Origin of the sequence: Variovorax boronicumulans (assembly GCF_030812215.1) — a bacterium.
Lineage (GTDB): Bacteria > Pseudomonadota > Gammaproteobacteria > Burkholderiales > Burkholderiaceae_C > Variovorax > Variovorax boronicumulans_C.
Genome location: NZ_JAUSSG010000007.1, coordinates 304339 through 319313 on the forward strand (window position 1 = coordinate 304339; position 14975 = coordinate 319313).

The following is a 14975-nucleotide window of genomic DNA, read 5'->3' on the forward strand; positions in this document are numbered from 1 at the left end:
GATTATGTGAAGCGACCCCTCGTGTTTGGAGTGACAATTGCGCCGCTTGCTATGACCGGAGCGCATAGCAAGCCACCCCACTTCACCCATGCGAATCCGTTCACCGTCATTGCACGAGCTGCATGCCTTTGCCAGCACCGCGCGCCTGGGCAGCTTCTCGAAAGCGGCCGACGAGTTGTGCGTCACGCAGGGCGCCGTCAGCCGCGCGGTGGCGCGGCTCGAAGAAGAACTGGGCGTTCGTCTCCTGGACCGCCACGGCCGGCTCAGCACGCTGACCGACGCGGGCCGTGCCTACCTCGACAACGTCGCGCCCGCACTGCAGCAACTCGAAGCCGCCGCCGATGCGGCCGGTGCGCAGCACGGACCGCACACGCTGCGCCTGTCGGTGCCGCCGACGCTGGCCACCAAGTGGCTCATTCCGCGGCTGCCCGACTTTCGCAAGCGCCACCCCGACGTCGCGATTTCGTTCGCGCCCTATCGCCGCGACGATCCGCTGGACATGCCCGACATCGACGGCTGGATTCGCGTGCGCACCGGCGACGCGGCATGGCATCCGGCGGGCATTCAGTCCGACTACCTCGTGGGCCGCGAGATCGTTCCGATCTGCCGGCCCGAAGACCTGCGCGGCCCGCACGCCCTGCACACGCCGGAAGACCTGCTGCAGCGGCCGCTGCTCTTTCACGCCAACTATCCCGACAACTGGCGCCTGTGGTTCGACACGCAGGGCCTGCGCGGCACGAACCCGCGCCCCGCCGCCGACTTCGACCAGGTCGTGATGCTGGTGCAGGGCGTGATCTCGGGCCTCGGCCTCGCGGTTGTGCAGCGCTGCCTCATCGAAGACGAACTCGCCGCAGGCCGCATCGCGATCCCCATCGACCGCGCCGCGCTCACGCCGCGCGGCTACTACGTCTGCGCGCCGAAGGGACGGCGCGAGACGCGGGGGATGCGGGTGTTCAGGGATTGGGTGCTGGCGCAGGCGGCTGCGCCGGACCAGTCCTTCACCGGCACCTAGGTACTCGCACCCGTGCCTCGGCCGGGGCCGTCCTTCTTCTGGCCAAGCTTGCTCAGGTCGAGGAGCCCATCGGGAATCCGCCTGCTGTCGGATGCCCCACCGGTCGCACGGAAACGCACGGTCTCGTTAGGCACGAAGCGGCCGAATTCATCCATCCGGCGCCCGGAGATGATGGCGTCCAGCGGAATGGTGTGGGTGCCATCGGCTGCAGTCTGCGCGCTGTCGCTGTCCACCGTGTAGAGGTGCAGCGGTTGCTCGCCCTCGCTTTCGATGGGTCTGGGCAGAGGCTGGATCGCCGCCCACTTGGCCTGCGCCACCGTGCCATGCACCACATCGGCGGGCGGACCGAAAGACTCATCCAACGTCAAACCGCCTGCGCGGCTCACCTCGTCGGGCGGCGGACCCAGCACGAACTGGACCTTGCCGGCATCGGGCGTGTCCGGCGCGGGGCGTTCCGCAGCGTTCTGCCTCCCAGCGCGGGACAGCCTGAGCGCTTCGTGCTCGAAATCCGTGCGCCAGCGCTCGTTGGAGACGCCATCGGGATCATGCAAGAGGACCGAGCCGTCCGTACGGATCAGGAACTGTGAGTCCGACGGATAGAGGCCTGCGGAATTCAGGTTTTGCGTGATGGTTCCGGCACTGCGCGCAGTACGTTCGTTGAGAAGTTCGGCGCCTTCGCCAGTGGCCGTCCATGTCGCCGGATCGGTGTCCAAGGCCCTGCTTCCCTGCTCGTGCCGCGGCATGAGAAGCACCAGACGGTTGCCAACGAGATAGGGCCCGTCGACCTCGATCACATTTTCGGCACCGGCATGGTCGGCCAGCTTTTGCAGTGCACTCTTTTCCTCATGCGCAACGGCCATTTCGCGGTCGATCACTGCGCCGTCCGGCAAGTCCTCGCGCAGGTTCGCGAGATCCACGAGGCTGTGGGACTCATCTATCTCCGCCTCCGTACGGAAGATCTTGATGACCTTGTCGTCGCCGAACGGGTACACGTCGGCGGCAAGACCTCTCCCCAGGATCTCGGGGCCCATCATGCCGAGCACCTCCTCCCCCTTCATCGGCCGGCGCGTGCCATCGGCATCGACAACCATCAGTCGATGGGCCGGCACGGGATCGCCGTCACCGTCCCTCATCGTGAGCGGTCGCGCAGCATCCCAGTCGAGGCGAGGAGACTGCGTGGCAAGCTTGTCCTGCGCCGCCGCCTTGAGCGCCCGCAACGCACCGATTTCCTCACGCCAGTCATAGGGCCGGTTCAATACTGCCGTGCCCTCCCCCTGGTCGCGGAAGAGCACCGCGCCATCCGGCATCACGATCAGATCAGGCTCGCGCACCCAAGTGTTGCGGTCGATCGACGGGTCTGCCGGACCCTGCTGCTTGATGCGTTCGATGGCAGCGAGTTGCCGGTCGACCGAGTCGATGGTCTTCTGGTTCAGCGGTCCGTCGTCGACGATCCGGTAGCTTGTATAAGGCGCCTCGGCATCGAACTTCGGCGTCTTCACGCTGATGTCGCCGAGCGCCGTTCCGCCACGAGAGAAGAGTCCGGTGCGGTCCCAGATCGAATGCTCGCTCACGTCCAGCACGTCGACGCCCATCTTCCGGTGCAGCGACGAACCTTGCAGTTCGCTGGCGACGACGCGTGCCGGGGTGTCGCCGGTGCCGTGATACGGCACGGTGAGCACACCGTCGTAGAGGCGGAACGCAACCTTGTTGGCGCCGATGCCGACCACCGGCCCGAGGTGCGAAGCAAGGTCGGTCAGCGGTTGCGTTGCGCCCGATTCGTCGACCAGATGAAGCTGGCCGTCGATCTCGCGCACGCTGCCGGGCCGGGTGGCCTGTTGCGTAGGCGCGGCGTCGAAGCGCGTCTCGCCGTCCACCTTGTACAGAACCTGGCGGTCCGTGGCATTCGCCACCGCAGCGGTGAACGCCTCGGCGTGCGGCGGCGCGACCACGGCCTCGATGACCACCGGCGCATCGGGCTCGGCCGTGCGCAGGTTATGGGCCAGCCCGGTGCGAACGACCAGCTCGTGCACGCCGAGGCTCGTGTTGTTGTGGTCCGCGCTCATCGCGTGCGTGGCGTCGATGGGCGCCGTCACGCGCAGCGTGGGCGCCGGATCGCCGGGCGACCAGGTGCGCGGGGCGGTGACCGGCACGGCATCGTCCGGCGACGATGTCCGCGGGATGGCGGGAGGTTCTGCATCCGTGCCATCGTGGATCACCACCCGCGTTCTCGAAGCGATCTGCTCGGCAGTCAACGAGCTCGGGCGAGTGGGGTCGCCGCTTTCGTAGTAACCCGTCTTCGCGTTCCAGACCAGCGAGGTCCCGGGAACCGTCGTCTGCCCATTGGGCGGGTCATAGTGCGGGCCATCGTCCTTCGGCGTCACCGCGGCCGAAGCCTCCGGTTCCGGGCTGGCTGCGGGCCTTGCGGTCGGCAGGTCCACGCCGGCGGGAAGCACGAGGCCCGACGCGGTGGTGGTCGTCTGCGGCGCGCCCAGCCACGACGCCGAGTCCGGGTCGTTGTCGATCAGCTTCTGGATGTCGGCCGTCCACTTCTTGCGGCCCGGGCCGTCGGGCAGGTACAGCCCGCGGTCGGTCTCGAAGATCAGCACGTAGCGGTCGGCGCCGCCCGTCACCGGCGAGCCCTGTTCCAGGCCCACGGCGATGGGGCCGCGCCGGGCCATCGATTCCTGCCCGAACAGGCTTCGAATGTTGGGATTGACGTGCGGCTCCATCAGCACGAGCGGTCCGCCGCCGTGCACGCGCGCATAGAAGGCGAGCACCTCTTCGCCTCGCCGCTTTCCCTCGGCGGCCGCTTCCTCGATGGTCAGCATCTTGCCGGCCTTGTTGGTCCCCGGCACCTGCTTCGCATCGGCGTTGAGGTAGGTCGAGAACTGCCAGACGTCGCCGCGCGCCAGCAGGTCTTCGCGCGGCACCTCGCCGGCCTCGAGCTTGCCGGCGCGGTAGTACGAGGCGGGCAGCGTCTTCACGTAGTTGTCGTCGATCAGCGCCTCGCGATGCAGCGCGATGATCCCCAGCGGCTTCGCGCCGAGCGGCGAGCCTTCGGCCGGGTAGACGACGTAGGCCATGCGGGTGCCGTCCGCCATCTCCTGCTGCCACTTGCGCGCCATGCCCTCGGGACCAAGGTTGTTGAAATCGGGGCTCACGTCAAGCTGCCGGGTCAGCGACGCCAGCACCGCGGGCGCATTGCGGTCGCTGAACTGCTCGAGACGCACCACGCGTTCCTCGATGCCCAGCACGAGCGGGTCGATCCAGTTGCCCTCACCGACGCGTACGCCCATGTTGCGCACCTCGGCGCCGAATGGCGCATCGACGCGCTCGCCGCGGCCGTTGGGCGCGAGCCAGTAGCGCTGCTGGGCGTCGAAGTTCTCGTTGGGGTGAATGCGCCCGTTCGAGACGTCGATCAACGGCAGCTTCGGCTTCGCGACAACGACCTGGCCTTCGCCGAGTTCGATCTTCCGGCCCAGCGTGATGGTTCCTTCCACGGCATGCACGCGCGCACCCAGCATGTCGCTGAGCTTCGACGCCACCGATTCCGGCGACGGTGCCGAGGGGTCATCGGTCTTGCCGCCGCGGCAGAAGGCGAGCGCAACCTCCTGCCCATCTGCGGCATAGCCGGCGGCCCGCATGCTGGCGACGATGCGCTCCAGGCTGGGCACGTTCGCTTCTTCGACCGTGACGAGGAATACCCCCTCGGGCACCGCCATCTTGATGAGCTGTGCCGGGACCGGGTGGCCGTTCACCGTGACATTGCCTTCCAGGTAGTTCAGGTCGGGCGAGCGGTGCACCAGCGGCTTGCCCTGCCATTCCTTCGGCGCGAGCCAAGGCTCCGACGGGTACTTGTTCATCTGCGTCTCGATCAGCGAACGGTAGGTTGCCGTGCCGCTGCCGCCTTCCGCATAGAGGCCCACTGGCGTCTCGAAAATGGCTACATAGCGGGTCGGTATGGTGCCGTCCTCCAACGGCGGCCCCTTTTCATGCACCACGGCCACCGGCCCGCCGTCGGCCATGCGCGCCTGGCTGTTGAGGCTGTCGGTGTTGACGGTCTTGGGCCAGCCGAGTGTGGGCACGGCCTCGGGTGCACCGGCGTGCACGCGCGCGTAGAAGGCATCGATGGGCTCGCCGCGGCGCGCCAGCTCCGCCATCGCCGCGTCCATCACCTGCTTCTTCGCGGCCGAATTGACCACGCCGCCGGGGAACGACGAATCGGGCGATTTGGTCGACGTGCGGGCCCCGATCAGGTAGGTCGAGAACTGCCACACCTCGCCGCGCTGTAGCAGTGCTTCCTTGCTCGCCGTGCCGGCCGGCTTCTCGCCGGCGTAGTGGGCGGGGTCGCGGGTCTCGATGTAGTTGTCGCCGACCAGCGGCTCCTTGTGCACGGCGATGATGCCGAGCGGTCGCCGCTCGGCGGCCGAGCCGGGTGCGGGATAGATCACGAAGGCCATGCGCGTGCCCTCATTCATCTGATCGATCCACTTCTTCGCCATGCCGTCGGCCTTCAACTGCATGAAGTCGGGGCTGTACTTCAACTCCTTCGTCAGATGCGGCAACACATCGCGCGCATGCTGCGCATCGAACGGCACCAGTTCGACCGAGCGGTCCTCGATGCCCGGGCGCGGCAGGTCGATGGTCTTGTCGCCCACCGCGGTCCCCTGGTCGAGCACCTTCTGCGAGAACGGCGCCTGGGCCTCCTGCGTACGGCCGCCCGGCTCGAGCCAGAAGCGTTGCTGCGCATCGAAGTCGGCATCGGCGGGCATCGGGTGCGGCGCATTCCGCGAAACGTCGGTCAGCGGCAGGTTCGGCCGTTGCACCACCGGCGCGCCCCGCGCCGTGTTCCTCGGGCCGAGCCCGATATCGCCGTCCACCACATGCACGCGCGATCCCCGCAGGTTGCCCAGCTCGCGCGCCAGCGCATCGGGCGACGGCGTATCCGCCCGTATCGACGGCTCACCCTTGAACAGATAGAGCGCCACGTCCTTGCCTTCCGGATGGCCGGCCGCGCGCAGGTCTGCGGCGATGCGTTCGGCGCTCGGCGGGTTGCCGTGCTCGGCCACCACCAGGATGCTGTCGGGCGGCACCGCCAACTCGATGTCGCTTGCGGGCATCGGGCGGCCATTCACCATCACGTCGCCCACCAGGTAGTTTTGGTCCGCCGGACGCATCGGCGCCAGCAGGCTGCGCGAGCCCGGCACCTTGTCGAAGGCCTCCTCGATCTTGCTGCGCCACTTCAGCGTGCCCTTGCCCTCGGGCCCATAGAGGCTCGCATCGGTCTCGTAGATGTAGATGTGGCGTGCCGGTTCGCCGTCCGGGAAGTCGGCGCTCTTGAACGGCGAGCTGTCCTCGTAGCCAACGGCAATCGGCCCGCGGCCGACCGTCTGCGATTCCTGGCTGAAGGAGCTCGCCACGTTGAACTTGTGGCCCTTGAGCAAGGTCGTGACGCCATTCGAATCGGTGACGAACGGCGCGCCGCCGCTCACGCGCGAATAGAACGCCTGCACCGGTGCGCCCTTCGCTTCCTCTTGCCGCATCACGTCCTTCATGAACTGCATGCGCGCGGCCTTGTTGATCACGCCGCCCGGGTAGCGGTCCTTGTTGGCGCCCAGGTAGGTCGAGAACTGCCAGACCTCGCCGCGGGCCTGCAACGCCTCCCTGCTCGTCTCGCCCGCCGGCTTGCTGCCGCGGTAGAGCTCCGGCGGCAAGGTGTTGCGGTAGCTGTCGCCGATCAGCGCTTCCTTGTGGACCGAGATCAGGCCGATGGGTGCATCCGAGGCCGGTGTCGAGCCGGTCGCCGGATAGATCACCCGCGCATACCGCGTGCCGTTGGCGATCTCGCCGAGCCATTTGTTGATCATTCCCTCCGCGCCGAGCGCGTTGTACTCGGGGCTGACGCCCAACTGCCTGACCAGCAGCGGGAACACCTCCTGCGCGTTCTCCGCGGTCATCGGGCGCATGTCGACCACGCGGTCCTCGATGCCCAGGTGCAGCGGATCGATGGCCTTGTCGCCCACCCTCGCGCCCTGGTCGAGCACCTTCTGCGAGAACGGCGCCTGGGCCTCCGGCATGCGGCCGCCGGGCTCGAGCCAGAAGCGTTGCTGCGCGTCGAAGTCCGCATCGGCAATGACCGGATGCGGCGTCTTCTGCGAGACGTCGGTCAGCGGCAGGTTCGGCCGCTCCACGCCCGGGGTGCCCTCGAGCTTGGTCTTGGCGCCGAGCACGATGTTGCCGTCCACCGCATGCACGCGCGCGCCGATCTTGTTGCTCAGTTCGCGCGCCAGCGATTCGGGTGCCGGCGCATTCGCCTGCTTCGGCGTTTTGCCTTCGCAGAAGTAGATCGTCACGTCCTGGCCTTCGGGATAGCCGCCGGCTCGCAGGTCCGCGGCAATGCGTGCGACGCTGGGCGGGTTGTCGAGCGTTGCCAGCACCAGGATGCTGTCGGGCGGCACCGCCAGTTCGATATCGCGCACGGACACAGGGCGGCCGTTCACCGTCGCCTCGCCTTCGAGGTAGTTCAGGTCCGCCGGACGCGGGGTGGCCGGGCGTGCCGCGATCGGCGTCGCCTGGTCGGGCTGTTCGGCCAGCAAGGGCCGCGAGCCGGGCTTGGCGCCGGGCTTCAGCCCCGCCAGCAGGTTCACGATGTCCTCGGCCACCGGCTGGCGCAGGAACTTGCCATCTCCGATGGCAGCCTCTTTGCCGCCGGCCATGTGCTTTTGGCGCAGGGCCGTGAGCGCCGCACCGTCCTCGGTGCTCAGATGCGTCTGAAGCTTGTCGAAGAAGGTGTCGAGCTGCTCGGTGCCGCCCTTGGGCACCACGGGTGTCGCGCCGTTCAGCGAGCGGTCGAGCAACTTGGGGAACCACTTGGGAACCTCCACGGTGCGCGTGTCGTCCGGCGACACCCGGAAGTCCTGCGTCTGCCCCTTCCTGACCGACTTGGCAGCCGAAGGCTCTTTCAGGCCGAGCTGCGCGCGGAATTCCACGCTGGTTCCGAGCACGCCCACGTCGAACAGCGTCGGCAGCGCGGCCACCGCGGTGAGGCGCTTGGAGAAGTCGGCGTTGGGCCGCCCCCTGCCGCCCGTCATGGCATCGATCAGGTTGCCCGTGCCCACCAGGTGGTGCGGCGACGGCGCCGAACGCTGCAGGCCGGGAGGCAAGGCGCCGTAGACGACCTTCTTCACGCCGTAGATGCCCCGCTGCAGGGTGCGTTCGAGCCGGTTGTCGGCAAAGATGACCCAGACGTTGCTGGTCGACTCGTTGGGCACGCGGCGCTGCTTGCCCGTGAGGTCGGTGAAGGCTTCGGTGAGCGGCTTGCCCGGCACCGAGGTGCGGTGGTGGTTGCCGCCGCGGTTGGGCACGAAGAACAGCGCCTTTTCGGAATCGCCACTCACGTGGCCCTGCTTGATCAGCGCCTTGAAGCCGGCCACGTCGGGCTTGGCGATGAAGTCGCGCACGGTGATCGCCACCGGGTCGTGCAGCGCGCCGGGCACCCGGTCGGGTACCACGACCTGCACGCGGTACTTCGCATCGCCGAAGGTCTTCTTGAACTGATCGAAGAAACGCGTGGGCACCACGTCGCCCGCACCGATCACGTCGTTCAGCAGCATCTGCGATCGCCGCTCGACCGAGGGCGTGACCGGCAACGGGTTGCCCACCAGCTTCTTGACGATCGGCAGCAGCGGCGCGATGCGGAAGTCCTCGATCACGCGATCGAACATCAGGCTGCTGGGCACCTTCACATGGCCGTCGGGCGAACTGGAGGCCTTGCCGCCGAAGAAGTCCTTCTCGCCCGCGCCCAGCTTGACCTTGTCGCCCTCGAGCTTGACGCTGATCTCCAGCTCCACCACGCGGCCCGAGCCGTCTGCGGCCGGACCGATGTCCTTGGCCGAGCGAATGTTGACGCCGTAACCGGGTGTGCCTTTCTCGCCGAACAGCTCGGTCTTGGCTGTATTGATCAGGTCCTTCGCGAACACGGTAAAAATGGTGTCGCGTGACATCGGGCTCAGGCCCCACTGCAGCATGCTGGTGCGGCGGTACTCGTCGGGCCGCACGGCCACCGACAGCTCACGGCCCAGCGCGTCGCGGATCGGCACCGTGGAGCGAAAGCGGATGCTGTCCATCGCCCCCGTGGCGATGGCGCGCAGGTTGGAGCGGGTGCCGATCCCGGAGCTCACCGACTGCATGGTGGGCGACGCCAGCGGTGCGTACTCGCCCACGTTCAGGCGGCCGCGCACGGTCGCGCCCAGGCGCATGTCGATGCGCGCCGATCGCGCGGCCGCGCGATCGGCCGCCACCGCGACCGGGTCAGGCCGGGTGCCCGAGCCGTACAGCGCCACCATCTCGGAGCCGCTCAGGTACGACATGCGCTGGTCGTAGCCGTCGTAGGCCGGCCGCGCGAGCGGGTCGCCGGGCTGGCGCTCCTTCAGCGGCTTGGTCGCTGTCACGACGATCTCGGGCTCTCCCTCCGCATTCGGCTTGCGCGCGATCTTGATGTCGTCGAAGCCCGCGGCGCGCATCCGCACATGAATGGCGGCGTCCTGCGCTTCCTCGCGGTCCTTCGTTTCCTGCGCCTCGTCGCCCTTGCGCCGCACGCCGCCGTCGTTGTCGCTTTCACTCGAGGACTTGCCGGTGCCGGCGGTCTTGCCCCGGGTGTTGCCGGCGCCGCTCGCGGCGACGCCCTCGGAAGCGGAAGCCACGGTCTTCTGGGTGTCGATCGCCACGCGGAACTCGACCTCCCCGCCCGGCGCCATCGCCTTCGCTGCGTTGGGCTGCACGTCCAGGCCCGTCGTCAGGTCGTCCAGCTTGACGCCACCCACCTTCAGCGTGGTGGCATCGCTGCCTGCGAGTCCTGGCAGTTCGTTCACGGGCGCATCGATCTTCACCGGCGCCATGTCGACCGGCGTCACATCCGGCGTGCTGCGCGGCGCCGTGGGCACGGGCGGCTGGTTGGCGGCATCGTTGCCCGCCTGCGCCTTGGCGCGGGCCGCCATCATCGGGTGCAGCGCGATGTTGTTGAGCGTGCCCGGCAAGGCCTGCAGCGAGGCGGCGATGAACTCGCCCTTGTTCATGCCTCGGCCCTCGTTCAGGTATGAGATGAGCTGGCCGGTGCCGAGCGACCCCACGCCATCGGTCACGAACTGGCCGGAGAAGCCGGCGTAGGACATCTTCTGCGTGCCTGCGGTCGCATTGGAGGCGGTGCTCGTCGTTGCGCTGCCGGCCGCGTTCGTCGTTGCGTTGCTGGCCGCGTTCGTCGTTGCGCTGCCGGCCGCGTTCGTCGTTGCGCTGCTGGCTGCATTCGTCGTCGCGTTGGTAGCCGCGTTCGTCGTCGCGTTGGTAGCCGCGTTCGTCGTCGCGCTGGTGGCCGCGTTCGTCGTCGCGTTGGCGGCCGCGTTCGTCGTCGCGTTGGCGGCCGCGTTCGTCGTCGCGTTGGTAGCCGCGTTCGTCGTCGCGTTGGTAGCCGCGTTCGTCGTCGCGTTGGCGGCCGCGTTCGTCGTCGCGTTGGTAGCCGCGTTCGTCGTCGCGTTGGCGGCCGCGTTCGTCGTCGCGTTGGCGGCCGCATTCGTCGTTCCGGTGCTGGCCGCAGCCGGCGCCACCTTCCACAGCGGGATTGCACCCGAAGCACCGCCCGTGAACGGAGCACTCGCCAGGCCTGCAACCGAACTCACGACGGTCGCGCCGATGCGCTTGTTGCCTTCCTCCGTGCCCCACTGTCCGTCGAGGCCGACGCGCCCGCTTTCCACTGCAACACGGCCCACGCCGTCGACCGCCTGCGAAGTGATGCCGGCGCGCGCGCCGACCGCCGCACGCCCCCAGGTGTTGAGCACGCCCTCGCTTTTGACAAAGGCCTCCTTGGCCAACAGCTTGGTGCTCACCGCGGCGCTGGTCTTGATGCCCGCGCCCACGCCGGTGGCCGTGACGATGTTGCTCGCCACGTCGATGGCCTCGTCCTTCAGCGTGAACTTGACGTCTTCCCAACTGGCGTTGCCCGTCACTGCCTTGGCCTCGAGCGTCCAGAGCGAGGTGTGGCCGTCGGCATAGATGTCGCGGCCCTGCGCGGCGGCGACGACGTCGCCCGTGGTGTCCCAGACCTCGCTCACCAGCATCGCGGCGCCGAAGCCCACGGCCACGTTGCCGCCCGAGGCGATGGTCGCGGCAATGCCCGCAGCGGCGGTGACCGTCATGCGCACCGCCTCGTCGACCACGCTCCAGGTGCCGTCGGCGTCCTGCACCTGCTGCGCAAGCTCGGCCGACTTCACGTCGTAGGTGTCCATGAGGGCGTCTTCTTCGCTCGCGTACTTCGAGACGGAAATCTTCCCGTCGGCCAGGTCCTTGCGCAGCTGGTTCGACTTGTCGAGCTGGTCCTTCGTGTAGTCCTTGGCATCGTCGGCGGAGTCGCCGAACATCGCGCCCCACGCATCGCGCACGAAGGTGTGCTTCTCGATGCCCTTGTTGATGCCGTCCAGGTCCTTCTGGATCTGCGTGCTGTCCTGGTCCCCCGCGCCGAGCAGCTTGCCCTTCACGTCATAGAACGTGGTTCTGGCCGACTGCAGTTGCTGCCCCTGCTCGCTGGGCGAGAGCAGCGCGTTGATCTGGTCGCTGCGGTATTCGGCCGCGCGCACGCTGCGCTGGTCCTGGTCGGTGCCCAGCGCATCGAGCTTGGCCTTGAGGTCGGGGTTGCGCTTGCCCCAATCCTCGATGTAGGCGTCGACCACCTTGGCCTTGTCGTGCAGCGGCTGCTCGGTGAGCTCCTTGATCTGCACCTTCAGCTTGGCGTTGGAATCGCTGTTGTCGCTCGCGTATTCCTCGTCGGACTCCTTCATCTTCTCGGGGTCGGCCCGGTCGGCCGCCGACATGCCCTGCAGGTGCTGCGTGTACTTCTTGTCCGCGCCGATCTGCAGTTCCTTGACCTGCCCGTCGATCACGTTCTTCCGCAGGGCATCGAGCGTGACCTGGTTCTCGTTCTCGCCGGGACCCACGAAGTTCTCGGAGAACAGCGTCGGGTTGGCCTTGACCCAGGCGTCCTTCTTCTGCTGCAGGCGGTCGAGATCGCCCTGCGACAGGTGCGTGCCGGCCTTGGTGCTCGCGCTCAGCGCATCGTCGTAGCGCAGGTCGCTGGCCACCGCGGCGTCGCTGGTCTTGTTGCGGGCCAGCCAGGCATTGCGCGCGGGACGCCCCTCGGGCGTGAGGTAATCCTCCCCGTACTTGTCCATGTCCTTCTGCTGGTAGACGAAGGCCTCCCAGGCCGCATCGTTCTCCTGCTTCGAGTCGGGATACATGCGCATCGGGGGCACCTGGCCCTCGGCCTTCATCTTGTCGGCCGTCTTCTTGTCGATGCCCTGCCACATCCAGACGTCGTCCTTCCATTTCTGGAACTCGGTCTGCAGGTTGGTGTCCGCGTTGGCCTTGGCGGTGTCGTTGATCTGCTTTTCCAGCCCCGACTTGGCGAGCGTCACGTCCTTGTTGGCCAGGTCGACCAGCCGGTCGACGTTGTCCAGCGCCGCGAGCTTGATGTCCAGCACGGCGGCTGCATCGGCCTTTTCCTGGCTGCCGGGGCGCGCATACGAGTGGTTCTGGTAGGCGATGGCCGCCTGCTTGTCGAGCACCACCTGCTGGTTCTTGGTGAGCGCGGCCGTGTATTGCGCGCCGGCGATGGTCACCTCGCCCTTGGCGGCGTTCTGCTTCTCGACCAGCGCCTTGCGCTCCGCGCGCAGGTCGGTCGTCGACTCGCCCATGCGGTTGTAGAGGCGGATGTTCTTGTCGATATCCGCGATCTGCGTGTTGTAGCTGGCGGCGAAGTCGGCCTTGTTCTCGGCCTGCTTCTGCAGGTAGGCCAGCCCGCCGCTCTTTTCCACGACCACCGGCTGCTTGGTCTTGGGGTCCGTGTCGTGGACCGTGTACGTGGACTTCTCGTTGACGACCTGCCGGGTGATCTTGTCATGCTGCCAGTCGTGCCACTCCACCACCACGCGGTCGGTGATGGGGTCGTACATGGTGCGCGTCTCGACGTCGCCGTTGTCGGAAGTGGGCTTGGTCACCTCCACCGTGCCCTCGGGCAGCGCCGCCAGCACCTGGTCTTCGGTCAGGCCCATGCTCTTGGCCACTTCGGCCAGGGGCTTGTTGTCTTCGAAGATCGCCTTGCGCGCGGTCTCGCCCGGGCCGCTCTTGTCGTCGGGCTTGCCTTCGAGCACCGTGCGGCGCCCGCTCGCCGAGGTGGCCACGGCCTGCACTGTGCCGTCGCTCGCGACGGTCCGCTCCAGCGTGGTGCCGTCCTTGTTGTAGGTCTTTACGGTGGTGGTCACGTCGGACACCACCAGCTCCTGGCCCGGCTCGAGCGGCTTGCCGTAGTCGACCGTGGGGTTCAGCGTGAACAGCTGCTCGGGCGTGCGGCCCACGGCCTTCGCAAAGTCGAGATAGCCCTCGCGCTCGCCCACGGGGCGCGTGATCTTCGCGCCAGTCAGCGAGGTCGTGGTGTCGACGCGCAGGCCGTTCTTGTCCACCACGCTCTCGGTCCGTGTGCCGGCCTGCGGATCGATGGTGGTCGTGGTGGTCGTGCCGGCCTTCTCGTCCTTGGTCACGTGGCTGTAGCGCCCCTTGCCGTCTTCCGTCGCCTCGATGGTCTTCTTGCCGCCAGGCGCAGCGGGGTCGGCGATGCTGCCCTTCACCGTCACTGTCTTTTCCTTGACATCGTGCGTGTAGGAGAGCGAGGAGCCGCCCTTGGTCACGGTCGTGACCTGCTTATCGCCGTCAGGCTTGCCCGACACGATCGCGATGCCCGAGGCACTGGCTTCCGAGATCACCTTGTCCGCGCCGATGTTCCGGTCCTTGGCGATCTGGTCGACGGTCTTGCCGTCCGCAATGGCCGAGAGCGTCTTGGTGACCTCCGGCGTCACCACCGTCGGCTTGGGCGGGAACAGGCTCAAGCTGCTCAGCGGTGCAACCGGCGTCGTGACCGTGGTGCTCGACGATGGCCCGGCCAGCGTCGAGGGAAAGGTCGTCGGCGCCAGCAACGTGTTGTTGTTCTGCCCCGCCGGTGTCAGGGGCGCCAGCAACAGGCCGTTGTTGCTCGTCGGAAACTGCGGACGCGCCTGCACCTGCAAGAGCTGCAACAGCGGCGAGTGCAACGGGTCGGTGGGCATCGGCGTCGTCGCCTGCACCGTGGGAAACGGCTGCGTTGGGGTCTGACTCGCGGGCGGGCTGCCGTAGAACTCGGTCTGCGCGTCGGTGCCGACGGCCTCGGTGAACGTCTTGTTCGCCGCATTGGCGTTGTTCCGCAGCGTGGTCGCGTTGGCCTGCGCATTCGAAAGGTCGGTGCGTTCCTTGTCGGTGATGACGGCCTGCGGCTTGCTCGCGGGCGGCGTCAGCTCGACCACCTTGGCCTCGGCGTCCTGCGCCTTGCTCTCCTTCTCCTGCGAATCGAGGTAGAGCTTCGAGAGGTCGTCGGTCGTCTTTGCGTCGTTGCGGCTGGTCTGCGCGTCCTGCACCTTCTTGTCAGTGGCCGGGGAAGCCTTGGCATCCGGGCTTTTCTGCTGCTCCTTCTTCTGGTCGACCTGGGCCTTCAGCAGCGTGAGGTCCTTGTCCTTCAGGTTGGCCTCGGCGCTCGCGCTCTTGGCGCGCGCGTCTTCGAGCTTGGCGTCCTGCTGGGCCTTCTTGGCCTTGTTGATGTCGGCGAGGTCCTTGGACTTCTGGGCCTGCGTCTCCGCGGCAGCGGCCTGGTCCTTGACCTTCTGGGCCTGCTTCTGCGCATCGATGGCGCGCTGCCGCGCCGCCTCGGCCTGTCGCTGCGCCTCGCGCAGTTTCTCCAGCAGCGCCTCGAGCTGGCGCTGCAGTTCCCGTGCGCGCGCGGCGGCATCCGACTCGGGCGAGCTCGCGGGCTGCTGTGGCTGGTTCACCGGGTTGGGAACGTTCACCGGCACGCGTACGCTGCCGCCTCCATCCGCAATCATGACCATGGGGTGTT

The 14975-nt window shown here is 67.7% G+C and carries 2 protein-coding genes; one reads left to right on the forward strand and one right to left on the reverse strand.

Translation table 11 applies throughout. From position 1 onward, the window contains the following. Positions 1 to 88: 88 nt before the first annotated feature. Complete coding sequence (locus tag J2W23_RS20135; protein ID WP_307649993.1) at positions 89 to 1012, forward strand: LysR substrate-binding domain-containing protein; 924 nt, start codon at positions 89 to 91, stop codon at positions 1010 to 1012. Here J2W23_RS20135 and J2W23_RS20140 read toward each other — a convergent pair. Next, the gene (locus tag J2W23_RS20140) at positions 1009 to 14967 is read right to left on the reverse strand and encodes a hypothetical protein (RefSeq protein ID WP_307649994.1); all 13959 of its coding nucleotides are present in this window, start codon (positions 14965 to 14967) and stop codon (positions 1009 to 1011) included. The two genes, J2W23_RS20135 and J2W23_RS20140, sit on opposite strands and share 4 nt — an antisense overlap. Positions 14968 to 14975: the final 8 nt, after the last annotated feature.

Excerpts from the sequence above, each read along its gene's own strand:
- J2W23_RS20140 (WP_307649994.1), bottom strand. The coding sequence starts at position 14,967 with ATGGTCATGATTGCGGATGGAGGCGGCAGCGTACGCGTGCCGGTGAAC.
- J2W23_RS20135 (WP_307649993.1), top strand. The coding sequence starts at position 89 with ATGCGAATCCGTTCACCGTCATTGCACGAGCTGCATGCCTTTGCCAGC.